This window comes from Streptomyces sp. NPDC093065, from assembly GCF_044754585.1.
GTDB lineage: Bacteria > Actinomycetota > Actinomycetes > Streptomycetales > Streptomycetaceae > Streptomyces.
This window is the reverse complement of the sequence record NZ_JBIVPJ010000008.1, coordinates 82697-98150: the sequence shown is the minus strand read 5'-3', so window position 1 is coordinate 98150 and position 15454 is coordinate 82697. Positions and strand designations below refer to the sequence as shown.

Annotated in this window: 15 protein-coding genes; 6 read left to right on the top strand and 9 right to left on the bottom strand. The window is 71.6% G+C overall.

Annotated elements, in window-relative coordinates:
- Positions 1–8 precede the first annotated feature (8 nt).
- Positions 9–1499, top strand: a complete 1491-nt coding sequence (locus ACIQFU_RS16360; protein WP_402552064.1) for a glycoside hydrolase family 3 protein — start codon at positions 9–11, stop codon at positions 1497–1499.
- A 199-nt stretch (positions 1500–1698) separates the two neighbouring features.
- On the opposite strand, the gene nagB is transcribed toward ACIQFU_RS16360, so the two are convergent.
- Positions 1699–2484, bottom strand: a complete 786-nt coding sequence (gene nagB, locus ACIQFU_RS16355; protein WP_402552063.1) for a glucosamine-6-phosphate deaminase — start codon at positions 2482–2484, stop codon at positions 1699–1701.
- Positions 2485–2618: 134 nt separating this feature from the next.
- Positions 2619–3371 (bottom strand): SDR family oxidoreductase, encoded by a 753-nt coding sequence (locus ACIQFU_RS16350; protein WP_402552061.1) that lies wholly within the window; start codon positions 3369–3371, stop codon positions 2619–2621.
- Positions 3372–3467: 96 nt separating this feature from the next.
- On the opposite strand from ACIQFU_RS16350, the gene ACIQFU_RS16345 reads away from it, so the two are divergent.
- Complete coding sequence (locus tag ACIQFU_RS16345) at positions 3468–4112, top strand: TetR/AcrR family transcriptional regulator (RefSeq protein ID WP_402552060.1); 645 nt, start codon at positions 3468–3470, stop codon at positions 4110–4112.
- A 427-nt stretch (positions 4113–4539) separates the two neighbouring features.
- Positions 4540–6015: a sensor histidine kinase gene (locus tag ACIQFU_RS16340; RefSeq protein WP_402552058.1), complete on the top strand. Its 1476-nt coding sequence runs from the start codon at positions 4540–4542 to the stop codon at positions 6013–6015.
- 177 nt (positions 6016–6192) lie between these two features.
- On the opposite strand, the gene ACIQFU_RS16335 is transcribed toward ACIQFU_RS16340, so the two are convergent.
- Positions 6193–6450 (bottom strand): WhiB family transcriptional regulator, encoded by a 258-nt coding sequence (locus ACIQFU_RS16335; RefSeq protein ID WP_003973730.1) that lies wholly within the window; start codon positions 6448–6450, stop codon positions 6193–6195.
- A 320-nt stretch (positions 6451–6770) separates the two neighbouring features.
- Positions 6771–7739: a diacylglycerol/lipid kinase family protein gene (locus ACIQFU_RS16330; protein WP_402552056.1), complete on the bottom strand. Its 969-nt coding sequence runs from the start codon at positions 7737–7739 to the stop codon at positions 6771–6773.
- Positions 7740–7873: 134 nt separating this feature from the next.
- Between ACIQFU_RS16330 and ACIQFU_RS16325 the strand changes: the two genes are divergently transcribed.
- Complete coding sequence (locus ACIQFU_RS16325; protein ID WP_402552054.1) at positions 7874–8326, top strand: hypothetical protein; 453 nt, start codon at positions 7874–7876, stop codon at positions 8324–8326.
- Between the two features lie 37 nt (positions 8327–8363).
- Here the strand turns inward: ACIQFU_RS16325 and ACIQFU_RS16320 are convergent, their stop codons facing one another.
- The 3 genes from ACIQFU_RS16320 to ACIQFU_RS16310 all read right to left on the bottom strand — a co-directional run bounded on the left by ACIQFU_RS16320 (position 8364) and on the right by ACIQFU_RS16310 (position 10372).
- Positions 8364–9449, bottom strand: coding sequence for an RNA polymerase sigma factor SigF (locus ACIQFU_RS16320; RefSeq protein WP_402552053.1), 1086 nt, complete (start codon positions 9447–9449; stop codon positions 8364–8366).
- The gene (locus ACIQFU_RS16315) at positions 9446–9859 is read right to left on the bottom strand and encodes an anti-sigma regulatory factor (RefSeq protein ID WP_003973726.1); all 414 of its coding nucleotides are present in this window, start codon (positions 9857–9859) and stop codon (positions 9446–9448) included. The genes ACIQFU_RS16320 and ACIQFU_RS16315 overlap by 4 nt, the downstream gene beginning before the upstream one ends.
- A 252-nt stretch (positions 9860–10111) precedes the next feature.
- Complete coding sequence (locus tag ACIQFU_RS16310) at positions 10112–10372, bottom strand: UBP-type zinc finger domain-containing protein (protein ID WP_059300643.1); 261 nt, start codon at positions 10370–10372, stop codon at positions 10112–10114.
- A gap of 62 nt (positions 10373–10434) precedes the next feature.
- On the opposite strand from ACIQFU_RS16310, the gene ACIQFU_RS16305 reads away from it, so the two are divergent.
- Positions 10435–12027, top strand: coding sequence for a Na+/H+ antiporter (locus tag ACIQFU_RS16305; RefSeq protein WP_402552051.1), 1593 nt, complete (start codon positions 10435–10437; stop codon positions 12025–12027).
- A 37-nt stretch (positions 12028–12064) separates the two neighbouring features.
- On the opposite strand, the gene ACIQFU_RS16300 is transcribed toward ACIQFU_RS16305, so the two are convergent.
- Both ACIQFU_RS16300 and ACIQFU_RS16295 read right to left on the bottom strand, forming a co-directional pair.
- The gene (locus tag ACIQFU_RS16300) at positions 12065–12976 is read right to left on the bottom strand and encodes a 1-aminocyclopropane-1-carboxylate deaminase/D-cysteine desulfhydrase (RefSeq protein WP_402552049.1); all 912 of its coding nucleotides are present in this window, start codon (positions 12974–12976) and stop codon (positions 12065–12067) included.
- Between the two features lie 103 nt (positions 12977–13079).
- Positions 13080–13658 (bottom strand): N-acetylmuramoyl-L-alanine amidase, encoded by a 579-nt coding sequence (locus ACIQFU_RS16295; RefSeq protein ID WP_402552332.1) that lies wholly within the window; start codon positions 13656–13658, stop codon positions 13080–13082.
- Between the two features lie 339 nt (positions 13659–13997).
- On the opposite strand from ACIQFU_RS16295, the gene ACIQFU_RS16290 reads away from it, so the two are divergent.
- Positions 13998–15404: a family 2B encapsulin nanocompartment shell protein gene (locus tag ACIQFU_RS16290; RefSeq protein WP_402552048.1), complete on the top strand. Its 1407-nt coding sequence runs from the start codon at positions 13998–14000 to the stop codon at positions 15402–15404.
- Positions 15405–15454 lie beyond the last annotated feature (50 nt).

Here is a 15454-nt window from a genome sequence, read left to right as displayed (position 1 = left end):
CGCCACCCATGACGACCATCGCCAAGGCCACCGACACCCTCACGCGCGACGCGCTCACCGTCCTCCAGCCCGGCTTCGCCGGCACCACCGCACCCGACTGGCTGCTGCGCCGACTCGGCGAAGGGCTGGCCTCCGTCGCCCTCTTCGGGCGCAACGTCACCTCGCCCGAGCAGGTGGCGGCCCTGACCGCGCAGCTGCGCGCCGAGCGCGAGGACGTGCTGGTCGCGATCGACGAGGAGGGCGGCGACGTCACCCGCCTGGAGGTGCGCACCGGCTCCTCCTTCCCCGGCAACCACGCCCTCGGCGCGGTGGACGACGTCGGGCTCACCCGGGCGGTGGCCGCGGAACTGGGCCGCCGGCTCGCCGCCGCGGGCGTCGACTTCAACTGGGCGCCGTCCGCCGACGTGAACTCCAACCCGGACAACCCGGTCATCGGCGTGCGGGCCTTCGGCGCCGACACCGACCTGGTCGCCCGGCACACCGCGGCCTACGTCACCGGGATGCAGTCGGCCGGCGTGGCCACCTGCACCAAGCACTTCCCGGGCCACGGCGACACGGGCATCGACTCACACCACGCCATGCCGCGCATCGACGTGGACGCCGGCGTGCTGGCCGAGCGCGATCTGGTCCCGTTCCGCGCGGCCGTCGCCGCCGGCACCCGTGCGGTGATGAGCGCCCACATCCTGGTCCCGGCCCTGGACCCGGACCGTCCGGCAACGTTGTCCCGCCGCATCCTGACCGACCTGCTCCGGGGCGAACTGGGCTACGACGGGCTCATCGTCACCGACGGCATCGAGATGAAGGCCATCGCCGGCACCTACGGCATCGAACGCGGCACCGCCATGGCCATCGCGGCCGGTGCCGACGCGATCTGCGTGGGCGGCGGCCTCTGCGACGAGGGCACCGTACGGCGGCTGAGCGACGCGCTGGTCGAGGCCGTGCGGGCGGGCGAGCTGCCCGAGGAGCGCCTGGCAGACGCGGCGGAGCGGGTCAGGGCACTGGCCCGCTGGACCGCGGCGAACCGGCCGGGCGACGGGGCCTCGGACACCGCGGACGGCGATGTCGGCCTGCGTGCGGCCCGCCGCGCGCTGCGGGTCACCGTCGCGGGGGAGTCCGCGCCGCTCACCGAGCCGCCGTACGTCGCCGCGCTCACCCCGGTGGCGAACATCGCGGTCGGCGACGAGACCCCCTGGGGCGTGGCCGCCGAGCTGGGCCGCCTGCTCCCGGGGACGGAGACCGGCAGCTTCAACGGGGCCGACGCGGGCCGCGAGGCGCTGGCCGCGGCGGGCTCCCGGCGTATCGTCGCCGTCGTCCGCGACGAGCACCGCCACCCGTGGATGGCGGCCGCCCTCGACGTCCTGCTGGCGGCCCGGCCCGACACGATCGTCGTCGAGATGGGCGTCCCGCGCGCGGAGCCGCGCGGCGCCCTGCACCTGGCCACCCACGGCGCGGCCCGCGTCTGCGGCCGGGCGGCGGCGGAGGCCGTCGCGGGCGTCTGACACACACTGCCGCCACACCGAAGGCGCCGGTCCCGTGACGGGCCGGCGCCCTCGGCATGCCGGGCGGCGCAGAGGCGCGGCACGGTCCGTGCGGTTGTGGGCGCGGCACCGGACAGACGAAGGCGCCGGGTCCCGCAAGGGATCCGGCGCCGTTGACGCGCAAGTGTCCGTCCCGCGGGGCTCCGCGGGACGGGACCGGTCAGATGCCCTGCCAGTCCGGCTTGTGGGCGAAGGTGTGCCGGAAGTAGTCGGCGAGCTTCAGCTTGGACGCGGCGGCCTCGTCGACGACCACCGTGGCGTGCGGATGCAGCTGCAGCGCCGAGGCCGGGCACACCGCCGCGACCGGGCCCTCGACGCTGGCGGCGACCGCGTCGGCCTTGCCCTCGCCGGTGGCGAGCAGCACCACGTGCCGCGCCTCCAGGATGGTGCCGATGCCCTGCGTGATGACGTGGTGCGGCACCTGCTCGATGTCACCGTCGAAGAAGCGCGCGTTGTCGACGCGGGTCTGCTCGGTCAGGGTCTTGATCCGCGTCCGCGAGGCCAGCGAAGAGCACGGCTCGTTGAAGCCGATGTGCCCGTCGGTGCCGATGCCCAGCAGCTGGAGGTCGACCCCGCCGGCCCCGCTCAGCGCCCGGTCGTAGGCCTCGCACGCGCCCTGCACGTCCGTGGCCGTCCCGTCGGGGCCCATGAAGGCGTCCATGCCGATGCCCAGCGGCTCGAGCACCTCGCGCCGCAGCACCGAGCGGTACGACTCCGGGTGCTTCGCGGGCAGCCCCACGTACTCGTCGAGCTGGGCGATCCGTGCCCGCGCGGTCTCCACGGCACCCGAACGCACCTTGGCCGCCAGCGCCTCGTACACGGGCAGCGGCGTCGAGCCGGTGGCCACCCCGAGCAGGGCGTCGGGCTTGCGCCGGAGCAGCTGCGCCATGGCTTCGGCTATGAGTTCGCCGCCCGCCTTGGCATCGGGAACGATGACAACTTCCACGCTGGCCTGCCGTTTCGAAGAGAGGACTCACCCGGGGCCCGGGACTGGCTATGTGGTTTAGACCAATCTAACAGAGCGGGTCCCCGAGGGCGCGGCGAATCGGTCGGGCGGGTGGCACCGTCGCGTCGGTGGTGTCAGGTCAGTGAACCTCCCGTGGCGTCCACCCAGCTTCCCGTGACCCACCGGCCCCCGTGCGAGGCGAGGAACGCGACCACGTCGGCCACCTCGGCCGGCGCCCCCACCCCGCCCAGCGCCGAGAACGCCGCCGCCTGCTCCCAGCCGTCCGGCCTGCCGTGCAGCAGCGCGGCCGTGTTGTCCGTGTCGATGATGCCGGGCGCAACCGAGTTCACCGTGATGCCGCGGGCACCCAGCACCTTGGAGAGGTCGCGTGAGAAGACGTCGAGTGCGCCCTTCGTCATCGCGTACGCCATGTTGTCCGGCATCACGGCCGTGCGGGCCAGGCCCGACGAGATGTTGACGACCCGGCCGCCGTCGCGCAGCCGGCCCATGCCGTGCTTGAGGATGAAGAACGGCGCCTTCACGTTGACCGTGAAGACCGCGTCGTACTCCGCCTCCCCTGTCTCCCCGATGGGGCGGGTGCTGCCGATCCCCGCGTTGTTGACCAGGATGTCCAGCCCGTCGGCGTGTCTGTCGAACTCCTCCCACAGTGCCTCGGCGGCGCCGGGTGCGCCCAGGTCCGCCCGGATGGTGAACGCCGATCCGCCCGCCGCCTCGATAGCGGCGGCCGTGTCCTTCGCCGCCGCCCCGTTGCTCCCGTAGTGCACCGCGACCCGGGCGCCGTCTCGGCCCAGTCGCTCCGCGATGCCCCGCCCGATGCCCCTGCTCGCTCCCGTGACGAGTGCCGTCCTGCCCGCAAGCACGCCCATCCCGGCGCCCCCTTCTAGTTTGCTAGCGGTCGCTACAGAAATGACCGTACAACAGGCCGGAGACTTTTATCTAGTGGCCGCTATAAAATGCACTCCATGGTGAGCGGCGAGAAGACCGAGCAGTCCGAAGTCCCTGCCCGGGGCGGAGCGGCCAGGACCCGCGGACGCCCGCGCTCCTTCGACCGGGCGACGGCGCTGGAGGCTGCGCTCCTGGCGTTCTGGGAGCACGGGTACGAGGCCACCTCCGTCTCCGACCTGACGCGGGTCATGGACATCGGCGCCCCGAGCCTCTACGCCGCCTTCGGCGACAAGCGCTCGCTGTTCGAGGAGGTCGTCCGGGAGTACGGAGTGCGGTACGGCTCGTTCGGCGACCGCGCACTCGCCGAGGAGCCGACCGCGCGCGCCGGCATAGAGCGGATGCTGCGCGAGGCCGCCGCCGAGTACACGGCCCCCGGCCGGCCGCACGGATGCCTCGTCGTCCACGCGGCCGCCAACTGCTCGACCGCCGAGGTCGGGGAGTCCCTGCGGGAGCGGCGCAACGCCAACATCGCCGCCATCGAGAGCCGGATCGAGGCCGACGTGGACCAGGGCGTGCTGCCGCCGGACACCGACGCCGCCGCCCTCGCCCGGTACACCGGCGCGATGATCCAGGGCATGTCCCAGCAGGCGCGCGACGGCGCGAGCCGGGCGGAACTGGAGGCGCTCGCGGAAATTGCCCTGGCGGTCTGGCCCCGAGGCTGAGCCAACAGGGTTAGGCTTCTGGCGGCTGCCGGACGGGGGTGCAGCCGGCGCCGGCCGCCAACAACAAAGGACGTCCACCGCATGGACACGGTTAGTGGTCTAGTCCACAATGGACGCTGAGGCACCGACGGTGTCGCTCACGCAAGGTGATCGCCAGGCTTCCGTCCTCCCCGCACAGGAGGACGGACCGAGGAACCGGAGCTCTCTGCCCTGACTGCCCCGGCTCCTCATCCTTCGGCCGACCGGGACCGCACACCCCACGGCCGATGTTGCTCCGGGCTGCGGTGCCGGGAGGGTTGAGGGTCCCTCTCAGGCGCCGCGGCCCGCGGGTGTTTCCGGGGTCCGTCCGGTCCGCGTCGGGGACGGGGGAGCAGTGGCCGGCGGCTGGTTTCGATCGCTGTCCGTACCGCCAGGTACGCTCAGCCCCGTGCCCTCCATGAACGAACTCGTACGCCAGCACACCGCGCTCGACGACTCCGACCTCGAGTGGCTCCATCTGCTGGTCTCGGAGTGGCAGCTGCTGTCCGACCTCTCCTTCGCCGACCTGGTCCTGTGGGTCCCCACCCGCGACGGCACGCGCTATGTCTCCGTCGCCCAGATGCGCCCCAACACCGGCCCCACCTCGTACCAGGACGACATGGTCGGCCACCTCGTCCCGCGCGGCCGGCGCCCCATGCTGGACGCCGCCCTGGACGAGGGCCGCATCGTGCGCGAGGGCGACCCCGAGTGGCGCGAGGAGGTCCCGGTCCGCGTCGAGTCCATTCCGGTACGCCGTCAGGGACGCGTCCTCGGGGTCATCGCCCGCAACACCAACCTGCTCACGGTGCGTACACCGAGCCGCCTCGAACTCACCTACCTGCAAAGCGCGTCCGACCTCGCCCAGATGATCGCGGCCGGCGCCTTCCCGTTCGAGAACCAGCAGGTCGACATGGACGCCTCGCCCCGTGTCGGCGACGGCCTGATCCGGGTCGACGGGGACGGCATCGTCCAGTACGCCTCCCCGAACGCGCTGTCGGCCTATCACCGCATGGGTCTGGCCGCCGACCTGGTCGGCCATCACCTGGGCCGGACCACCGCCGAACTCGCCCCGTCCCGCGGGCCGGTGGACGAAGCGCTCGCCAAGGTGGCCAGCGGCTGGGCACCGCGCGAGTTCGAGATCGAGGCGCACGACGGGGTGATCCAGTTCCGCGCCATCCCGCTCAAGCCCAAGGGGACCCGCATCGGTTCACTGGTGCTCCTGCGCGACGTGACGGAACTGCGTCGTCGCGAGCGCGAGTTGATCACCAAGGACGCCACCATCCGGGAGATCCACCACCGGGTGAAGAACAACCTCCAGACGGTGGCGGCCCTGCTGCGCCTGCAGGCCCGGCGCATCGAGTCCGACCGGGGCCGCGAGGCGCTGGAGGAGGCCGTGCGCCGGGTTGGTTCGATCGCGATCGTGCACGAGACGCTCTCCCAGAACCTGGACGAGCGCGTGGAGTTCGACGAGATCGCCGACCGTGTGCTGGCGATGGTGGCCGAGATCTCCCCGGGCAGGGTCACCGGCCGGCGCACCGGACGCTTCGGCATCCTCGACGCCGAGGTCGCCACCCCGCTGTCCATGGTGCTGACCGAGGTGCTGCAGAACGCCCTGGAGCACGGCTTCCGGGACAGCGACACCGGCACGGTCGAGGTCTCGGCGGTCCGTGGCGGCACGACCAAGGAGGCCCGGCTGCTGGTCACCGTCCAGGACGACGGCGTCGGCCTGCCCGACGACTTCGACCCGCACCGCTCCGGCAACCTGGGGCTCCAGATCGTCCGCACCCTCGTGGAGGGTGAACTGGGCGGCACCTTCGACATGGTTCCCGCCGCGGAGCAGGGTTGCCGGGTGATCCTCGACATTCCGGTGCCCGCCGGGAAGTAGCAGCCGTCGGGTGGTGGGCACAGCAAAAAGCCCCGGACCGGTGAAGGTCCGAGGCCTGTGCTCGTGCGCTACATCGTCCGATGCGCATCGGGGGTACTGCGCGCTGCGGCTCGGGAGCGGGGGATGCGTACTCGCTGTACGCGCCGCCAAGCTGAGGCTGTCAGTAGGGGTGGGTTGTCAGGCGGAGGCCTGACGAGCCCGGTTGCGGGCGGCACGGCGCTTCATTGCGCGGCGCTCGTCCTCGCTGAGACCACCCCAGACGCCGGAGTCCTGGCCGGACTCGAGCGCCCACTGCAGGCACTGCTCCATGACGGGGCAGCGACGGCAGACGGCCTTGGCTTCCTCGATCTGCAGCAGCGCGGGACCGGTGTTGCCGATGGGGAAGAAGAGCTCGGGGTCTTCCTCGCGGCAAACGGCGCGGTGACGCCAGTCCATGGCTGCTACCTCTCCTTGGTATTACATGCTGGGATGCTTGTGAATGTGAACGCTTTCACGAATCCCTCAACAAGGGAAGGGCCTAGCGCCAGGTTCCCTGGCGTGGTCCTGTGGTTTGAAGAGGGGTTCCGGTGATCTGTGGATGCCGGTCCTGCGGGCTGTCCCGATCGCCAAGAAGAGACTCGCAAACCTCGGCGGCGGATACAACCCCTTCCGGAAAGTTTTTTTTGATTCTTCGGTGTCGACTAGGTCACAGCCGTACTTCCATGGGGTGGATCCTGGTCTAAACGTTCGAGTGAAAGGACTTTCGCCCCTTCTGCTCACACAATCACACGCAGTGCACGGCGTACGCCTGTGAACGCGACGCTGGTGCGCAACCCCAGGTGGTCACCGTCCATCTGAAGGGGCAGGGGCACCTTCGAATGCAAGGTGAAGTCCGTCAGATCGTGCAGGGCGACCGCGTGCCGGCCGCGCGGTCCGCGCTCGGGGGACGAAGTGAGCAACTGGGTGCCATACCGGGCAACCGCGGCCGTCGACAGCCGGCTGAGGCCGAAGACGTCGAGCGCGGTGTCGAACGACGCCTGGGGAGAGGCGTAGATCGGACGGTTGCCGAGGAACGTCCAGGGACAGGTGTTCGAGACTATGGACAGCACCAGATCCGTGACCGGATCCTCGCCCGCCCGCTCCAGAGTGATCGTCCCGCTGCGGCGGTGCGGTTCGCCGATGAGCTGGCGAACCACCTGGCGGACATAGAGGGCGTGCGTCGACTTCCTGCCGCGCTCGCGGTGCTGCTCGACACGGCCGACCACGCCGGCGTCGAAGCCCAGGCCGGCGTTGAAGGTGAACCAGCGGGCCGGGACCGCCTCGTCCTCCGAACCCGGGGTACCGGACGCCAGTCCGAGGCCGACGGTCCGCTCGCTGCCCTCGCGCAGGGCGTCCAGCAGGGCCCCGGTGGCCTCCACCGCGTGGTTGGGCAGGCCCAGGGCGCGGGCGAAGACGTTGGTCGAACCACCGGGGACCACCGCGAGACCGGGCAGGTGCTCCGGGTCGGGGCCCGCGTGCAGGAGGCCGTTGACGACCTCGTTCACCGTGCCGTCGCCGCCGAGGGCCACCACCAGGTCGATGTCGTCGCTCTGTGCCGCCTGCCGGCCCAGGTCGCGCGCATGGCCGCGGTACTCGGTGGTGACCGCCTCCAGCTTCATCTCGCTCGCGAGCGCGTGGATCAGCACGTCGCGCGTACGCGCGCTCGTGGTGGTTGCCGCCGGATTGACCACGAGAAGTGCACGCATGGTGTGCAGGGTACCTACTGGGCGGTACTCGGCCCAGACCGATGTGAAGATCCCCACCGGGGACCCGCATCGCGTGATACGCCCGACACCCGGGCGGCCGGGGGCGCGGACGCGCCGAGGGCTACCCTGCAGGGGTGAGCAGTGAGCAGACCCCCGACCCCGCCTCCTCAGTCGCCGAAGAGGCAGAGCCGCGTCCCGCACGAGTGACCGCCGCGGCCGCGATCGCCGCGCTGGAGGGCCTGGCGCTCGTCGTCGGCGGCGCCTGGATGCTCGTGGGGGGCCTCACCGGGCACCCCGACGACCGGACCTCGGCCGTCACCGGCGGCATCACCCTGATCGTCCTCGCCCTGCTGCCGCTGCTCGCCGCCCGCGGACTGATCCGGCTGCGGGGCTGGAGCCGGGGCCCGGCCGTGATCACGCAGATCATGGCGCTGCCCGTCGCCTACAACATGGCGGGGGCCGACGGCCTGGCCGTCCCGGCGGGCGTCGTGCTCGGCGTCCTGGCGCTCACCGCTCTGTACCTGCTCATCAATCCCGAGACCACCCTGGCCCTCGGGATCCGGGGACCGGGCAACGCCCGGAAGTAGCCGGGAGACGCCCCGCCCGCTGCCGGGCGAGCTCGCGCTACTCCTCGACGAGCAGCTTCTCCCGCAGCTGCGCCAGCGTGCGGGCGAGCAGCCGGGAGACGTGCATCTGCGAGATCCCGACCTCCTGCGCGATCTGGGACTGGGTCATGTTGCCGAAGAAGCGCAGCAGCAGGATGCGCTTCTCCCGCGGCGGCAGGTCCTCGAGGAGCGGCTTGAGCGATTCCCGGTACTCGACCCCTTCGAGGGCCTCGTCCTCGGCGCCGAGGGTGTCGGCGACCGCGGGGGACTCGTCGTCGGTGTCCGGGACGTCCAGGGACAGCGTGGAGTACGCGTTGGCCGACTCCAGGCCCTCCAGGACCTCCTCCTCCGAGATCGCCAGCTTCTCGGCGAGCTCGTGGACCGTGGGGGAGCGGCCGTGCAGCTGGGAGAGCTCCGCCGTGGCCGTCGTCAGGGCCAGCCGCAGCTCCTGGAGCCGGCGCGGGACGCGCACCGCCCAGCCCTTGTCCCGGAAGTGCCGCTTGATCTCACCGACGACCGTGGGCGTCGCGTACGTGGAGAACTCCACCCCGCGGTCCGGGTCGAAGCGGTCCACCGACTTGATCAGGCCGATGGTGGCGACCTGGGTGAGGTCGTCCAGGGGCTCGCCGCGGTTGCGGAAGCGGCGCGCGAGGTGCTCCACGAGCGGCAGGTGCATGCGGACCAGCCGGTTGCGCAACTCCGCGTACTCCGGGCCGTCCTTCGCCAGCGTGCGCAGCTCGGCGAACAGGAGGCGCGCACCGCTGCGGTCCTGCGGGTCGTGCCGTGTGCCCTGCGTGCCCCGTGCACCCGGCGCGTGGTCGTCGGAGTGTCGCCCGTGCTCGCTCATCGTCCCGTCCGTCGCCCTTTCCCGAGCCCGCGCCTCCGCTCGGACGGGCGGGACGGGGGTGTCCCCGGTCCGCTGCCCGTCGCCCGGAGCGACGGCCTCGGGTGAGGTCTCGTCCTCCGGATGCGGCCGGGCCTGCTCGGGGATGCCGTCGATGCCGTCCGCCGTGCGTCGCGCCTCGTTCGGAGAACGTGTGCCCTCGGCCGGCAGCTCCCGTGTACCGCGCTCTTCGTCCCGCACCGGCCCGTCCCCGTCCCTCACGTCGGCCCGGGTCCCGCGCCGCGCTGTTTGTAGAGGCTGATCGAAACGGTTTTGTCCTCGTCCACGGCGGAGGAGACCTTGCCCGCGAGGGCGGAGAGCACCGTCCAGGCGAAGGTGTCCCGCGAGGGGGCGTGGCCGTCCGTGGTCGGCGCCGAGACGGTGACCTCGAGCGAGTCGTCGACGAGGCGGAAGACGCAACTGAGCACCGAGCCGGGCACGGCCTGCTGAAGCAGGATCGCGCAGGCCTCGTCGACTGCGATGCGCAGGTCCTCGATCTCGTCGAGGGTGAAGTCCAAACGAGCTGCGAGGCCGGCCGTCGCCGTACGCAGCACCGACAGGTAGGCACCCGCGGCCGGCAGCCGGACTTCGACGAAGTCCTGGGTCGCGGGCTCGCCTGCGATCTGGGACACCCTCACCTCCAAGGTGGTACAAGCGTTACAGGGCCGAGGGGGGCGCCCCTCGGGACAACGCGATACATGGTTCAGCGGTGACGTTATCGCGCTCCGAAGTTTCCTGTCCCCGAGACCCCAACCCCGTGCTGTCACTCATAGTAAACACACGAACACGTACAGTGGCTAGGGGGTCGGCGGGCTCAAATCGGAAGAGCGCGCGCCGGGTTGACGTACCCAGACGTCAGACGTTCGAACCGTCCCGGGCAGAGGTCACACGAGGACGTGGTCGACGAAGCACCAGCGCCAGCTCTCCCCGGGTTCGAAGGTCCGCATCACCGGGTGACCGGTCTCCTTGTGATGCGCCGTCGCGTGCTGCCTCGGCGAGGAGTCGCAGCAGCCGACGTGACCGCAGCTGAGGCACAGCCTCAGCTGCACCGGGTCCGTGCCCTCGGCCAGGCACTCCGGGCAGGTCTCGCCGCACGGCTCGGGTTCCGGGTGCGGCAGCGCGTCGGCGTGCGTGCACTGTTTCATGATTGCCAGGTTACGACGGGTGCGCGGACGACCGCGCGGGAAAACGAGGGCGGGCGAGGCCGATGGACGTGATGCCGCTGCTGTTGCTGGTGGCGGGCAGTGCCGCGGTCGCCGCGGCGGGACGGCGCGTGCCGGTACCGGTGCCGCTGCTGCTGGTCGCGGCGGGCTTGGCGGTGAGCTATGTCCCCGGCGTGCCCGACTACACCCTCGACCCGCACATCGTCCTGCCCCTGCTGCTGCCCCCGCTGCTCTACACGGCGGCCACCGACAGCTCCTACCTGGACCTGCGGGCGCAGGCCCGGCCCGTGGCGCTGCTGTCCGTGGGCTACGTCCTGTTCGCCACCTTCGTCGTCGGCTGCGCGGCGTACCTCGTCGTGCCGGGCCTGCCGCTGACCGCGGCCCTGGTGCTCGGCGCGGTCGTGGCACCGCCGGACGCTGTCGCGGCCACGGCGGTCGCCCGCCGCGTGGGGCTGCCCTCCCGGGTCACCACGATCCTCCAGGGCGAGTCCCTGGTGAACGACGCCACGGCGATCACCGCCTTCAAGGTGGCGCTCGCGGCGGCCGTCGGCGAGGGCGCCACCTGGGCCGGCGGGATCGGCGAGTTCCTGATCGCCGCGGTGGGCGGTGTCGGTGTCGGGCTGGTCCTGATGGTGCCGCTGCACTGGCTGCGCACCCACCTGACGGAGGCGCTGCTGCAGAACACGCTCTCCCTGCTGATCCCGTTCGTCGCGTACGCGGTGGCCGAGCAGATGCACGCCTCCGGGGTGCTCGCGGTGGTCGTCGTCGCGCTCTACCTGGGCCACCGCGCGTGGGAGGTCGATTTCGCCACCCGGCTCCAGGAGGAGGCGGTGTGGAAGATGGTCGCGTTCGTCCTGGAGTCGGCCGTGTTCGCCCTCATCGGACTCCAGTTGCCCGTCGTTCTCAAGGGACTGGGCGAGTACAAGGGTGCCGACGCCGCCTGGTACGCCCTCGCCGTCTTCCTGGTGGTCGCCGTGGCGCGGTTCGTGTGGGTGTACCCGGCGACCTTCCTGCCCCGGCTGTCGGCACGCGTACGCGCGCGTGAGGGCGACCTCTCCTGGAAGGGGCCGTTCGTGATCGGCTGGGCCGCGATGCGCGGCGTGGTCTCCCTGGCCATCGCCTTCTCCATCCCGCTCACCGTGCACGGGGGCGAGCCCTTTCCCGAGCGCAACCTCATCCTCTTCCTGACCTTCACGACGGTCATCGGCACGCTGGTCGTCCAGGGCGTCAGCCTGCCGCCGCTGATCCGCCTGCTGAAGTTCCCGGCGCACGACGCGCAGGCCGAGACATTGGCGGAGGCGAACGCCCAGGCGCAGGCCTCGCGGGTCGCGGAGCAGCGCCTGGAGGATCTGCTGGCCGACGAGCGCAACACGCTGCCGGTGCCCCTCGCCGACCGTCTCCGTACGGTCCTGGAGCGCCGCCGCAACGCCGTCTGGGAGCGGCTGGGCCAGGTCAACCCCGTCACCGGCGAGACCGTCGACGACACCTACCGGCGGCTCTCCCGGGAGATGATCAGCGCCGAGCGCGAGGTCTTCGTCCGGTTGCGGGACGGCCGCTACATCGACGACGAGATGCTCCGGACGCTGCTGCGCCGACTGGACCTGGAGGAGGCGGCGGCCTACCGGGAGACCACCTGAGCGGGCGCACGGGCGCGGCGGCGGGGGCCGCTCGGGGTCAGGGGAAGGGCCGGCCGGTCACGACAGCCGCCAGGGTCGTCCCGCGAGGGAAGGCGCCCTCCTCGGCCAGCGCGAGCAGGGCGTACAGCATCTTGGCGACGTAGACGCGCTCCACGGGCAGGCCGTGGCGACGTTCGAAGTCCTCGGCGAAGGCGTCGAGGCCGGGTGTCGTGCGGGCGTAGCCGCCGTGGTGGAAGCGCTCGTCCAGGCTCCAGACGCCGCGCGGCCCGCCGAACGCACGCTGCTGGAGCCGCCGTATGTCGCCCTCAAGGAAACCGCCCTTGAGTACGGGTATGCCGAGGGCCCGCCGCCCCGGAGGGAGACCGGCGGCCAGCCCGGCCAGCGTGCCACCGGTGCCGCAGGCGACGGCGGTCACGTCGGCGTGTTCGCCCAGCTCCCCGCCCAGCGCGCGGCAGCCGCGGACGGCCCGGGCGTTGCTGCCGCCCTCGGGGACGACGACGGCGTCCTCGGCGTCCACCGCGCGCAGCAGGGCGGCAAGGATCTCCGGTTCGGTCTTGCGGCGGTATGTCGAGCGGTCGACGAAGTGCAGCCGCATGCCGTCGGCGGCACACCGGGCCAGCGAGGGGTTGAGCGGCATGTCCGCCAGTTCCTGACCGCGGACGACGCCCACCGTGGGCAGCCCGAGCAGCCGGCCCGCGGCGGCCGCGGCCCGCAGGTGGTTGGAGTACGCGCCGCCGAACGTGACGACCGGACGTCCGTTCGCCGTGGCCAGATTCGGCGCCAGTTTCCGCCATTTGTTGCCGACCAGCTCGGGGTGGATCAGATCGTCCCGCTTGAGCAGCAGCCGGACACCGTGCCGCTCGAAGCGTTCGTCGGCCGCCTCCTGCAGGGGAGAGGGCAGACGGGGCCGCAGGGCGGCGGCGAGGTCGGGGGTGTCGGTGCCGGTCACTCCGCCATTGTCACGCCGTCGCCCGCGGCGGACACCTCGCCTCGGCCGGTCACCGGGTGGTCCCGGCCCGGTCGGTCCCCGGGGCGCTGCGGCCGGTCCGGGATCACTTCAGCCGGTCGCGGATCCGCTCCCGCATCGAGGCCATCGTGAATCCGCGCGGATCCACCTTCCCCGGCTGCCACTCCAGGTGACCGAGGACGGACCGCTCGTTCCAGCCGTGGTGGCGGCACACGGCCGCGGCGGCCCGCTCGATCGCCTCCAGCTGCGCCGCCGGCCAGGGATCGTCGCCGTCGCCGAGGTTCTCGCACTCGAAGCCGTAGAAGTGCCGGTTGCCGTCGGTGTCGGCCTCGTTGTCCGGGGGTGGGGCCTTCTCCGCGATCACCGCGCGCAGGACGTCGTCGTCGCCGAGACCGGCGTGGTTGGCGCGGCCGTAGCCGACCAGATGGACCTTGCCGTCCTTGGTGATGACGCCGTGGCACAGCGGGCCGGGCAGGTCCGCGTGGCCCTCGCGGCAGATCTCCACCGTCCGCGCGCTGCCCTTGGTGACCGTGTGGTGGAGCAGCACACCGTGCACGGGCCCCCAGGGTCCCTTGTGATTGCGGTTGTGGTCCCGCCAGTCGCCCACCTCGACGACGGTGAGGCCCTCCGCCTTGAGGGCCTTGAGAAAACTGCTCGCGGACATGGGTGAAGCCACGGCCGGCTCCTTCACGCTGCGCGACGACCGCCCGACGCGACCGCCTCGTACGGAGCTTGTACCGAAACGGAGCGCCTTCTATTACTTGTTCGGTCCGTGTGCGAGCCGTTTCGGACAATCTCCTCCCGGCCGATGGTGTCGGACCCAGGACGGCCGGAGTCGGACATGTCGCCAAGACGCCGAACAAGCCCCCATGTCTGCCCCGGCCGCGTGTGATCCATTCCCGCTCTTTCGTGTAATAGCACCAGCACGCTCGGTGAGGAAGGCTGGTCCACGCACATCGATGCCGGGCGCAGTCGTCCGGCATGACCGGGAGGGCAATTCCTTATGTCGGTAGGCGAAGAGGTCCGCACCGAGCAGACCAGGCCGCAGCAGAGCCTCGGCACGGCGGCCGCGCGGAACCTGGCCACCACCACCAAGTCCGTTCCTCAGATGCAGGAGATCAGCTCGCGCTGGCTGCTGCGCACGCTCCCCTGGGTGGACATTCAGGGCGGCACGTACCGGGTGAACCGGCGTATGACCTTCGCCGTCGGCGACGGCCGCGTGACGTTCGTGAAGACCGGAGACCGGGTCGAGGTCATCCCCGCGGAGCTGGGCGAGCTGCCGGCCCTGCGCTCGTACGAGGACGACGAGGTCCTGTCGGAGCTCGCGCAGCGCTGTGAGCAGCGGGAGTTCGGCCCCGGCGAGGTGATCGCCTCGTTCGGCGGCCGGGCCGACGAGGTCTATCTGCTGGCGCACGGCAAGATCGAGAAGATCGGCACCGGTCCCTACGGCGACGACGCGGTGCTCGGCGTCCTCGCCGACGGCGCCTACTTCGGCGACCAGGCGCTCCTGGACGGGGACGCCATCTGGGAGTACACCGCCCGTACGGTCACCGCCTGCACGGTGCTGGTGCTGCCCCGCCAGGAGGTGGAGCAGGTCGCGGAGCGGGCGGACTCCCTGCGCGCCCACCTGGAGCAGCGACGCGCCGTACCGGAGCAGCGCACCAACAAGCACGGTGAGAAGGAGATCGACCTCGCCGCCGGCCACAGCGGCGAGCCGGACATCCCGCACACCTTCGTCGACTACGAGGCCCGGCCCCGTGAGTACGAACTGAGCGTCGCCCAGACCGTGCTGCGCATCCACTCGCGCGTGGCCGACCTGTACAACCAGCCGATGAACCAGACCGAGCAGCAGATCCGGCTGACGGTCGAGGCGCTGAAGGAGCGTCAGGAGCACGAACTCGTCAACAACCGTGAGTTCGGCCTGCTGCACAACTGCGAGTACGACCAGCGCATCCAGCCGCACGACGGCGTGCCCGGTCCGGACGACCTCGACGAACTGCTGAGCCGCCGACGCGGCACCAAGCTGCTGCTCGCCCACCCGCGGGCCATCGCCGCCATCGGCCGCGAGTTCAACAAGCGCGGACTCGTCCCCGAGACGATCGACGTCGCGGGCAACCGGATCCCGACCTGGCGCGGTGTGCCGATCTACCCGTGCAACAAGATCCCGGTCACCGAGGCCCGTACGACCTCGATCATCGCGATGCGTACCGGGGAGCAGGACCAGGGAGTCATCGGCCTGCGGGCCACCGGCATCCCCGACGAGATCGAGCCGAGTCTGTCGGTGCGCTTCATGGGCATCAACGAACAGGCCGTCATCAAGTACCTGGTCACGGCCTACTACTCGGCCGCGGTCCTCGTGCCGGACGCGCTCGGCGTCCTGGAGAACGTCGAGATCGGCCGCTGGCGGTGACGTCACTGTCCCGGACGCCGTGTTCCCGCCCTCCCGGGCGGGTACACCCC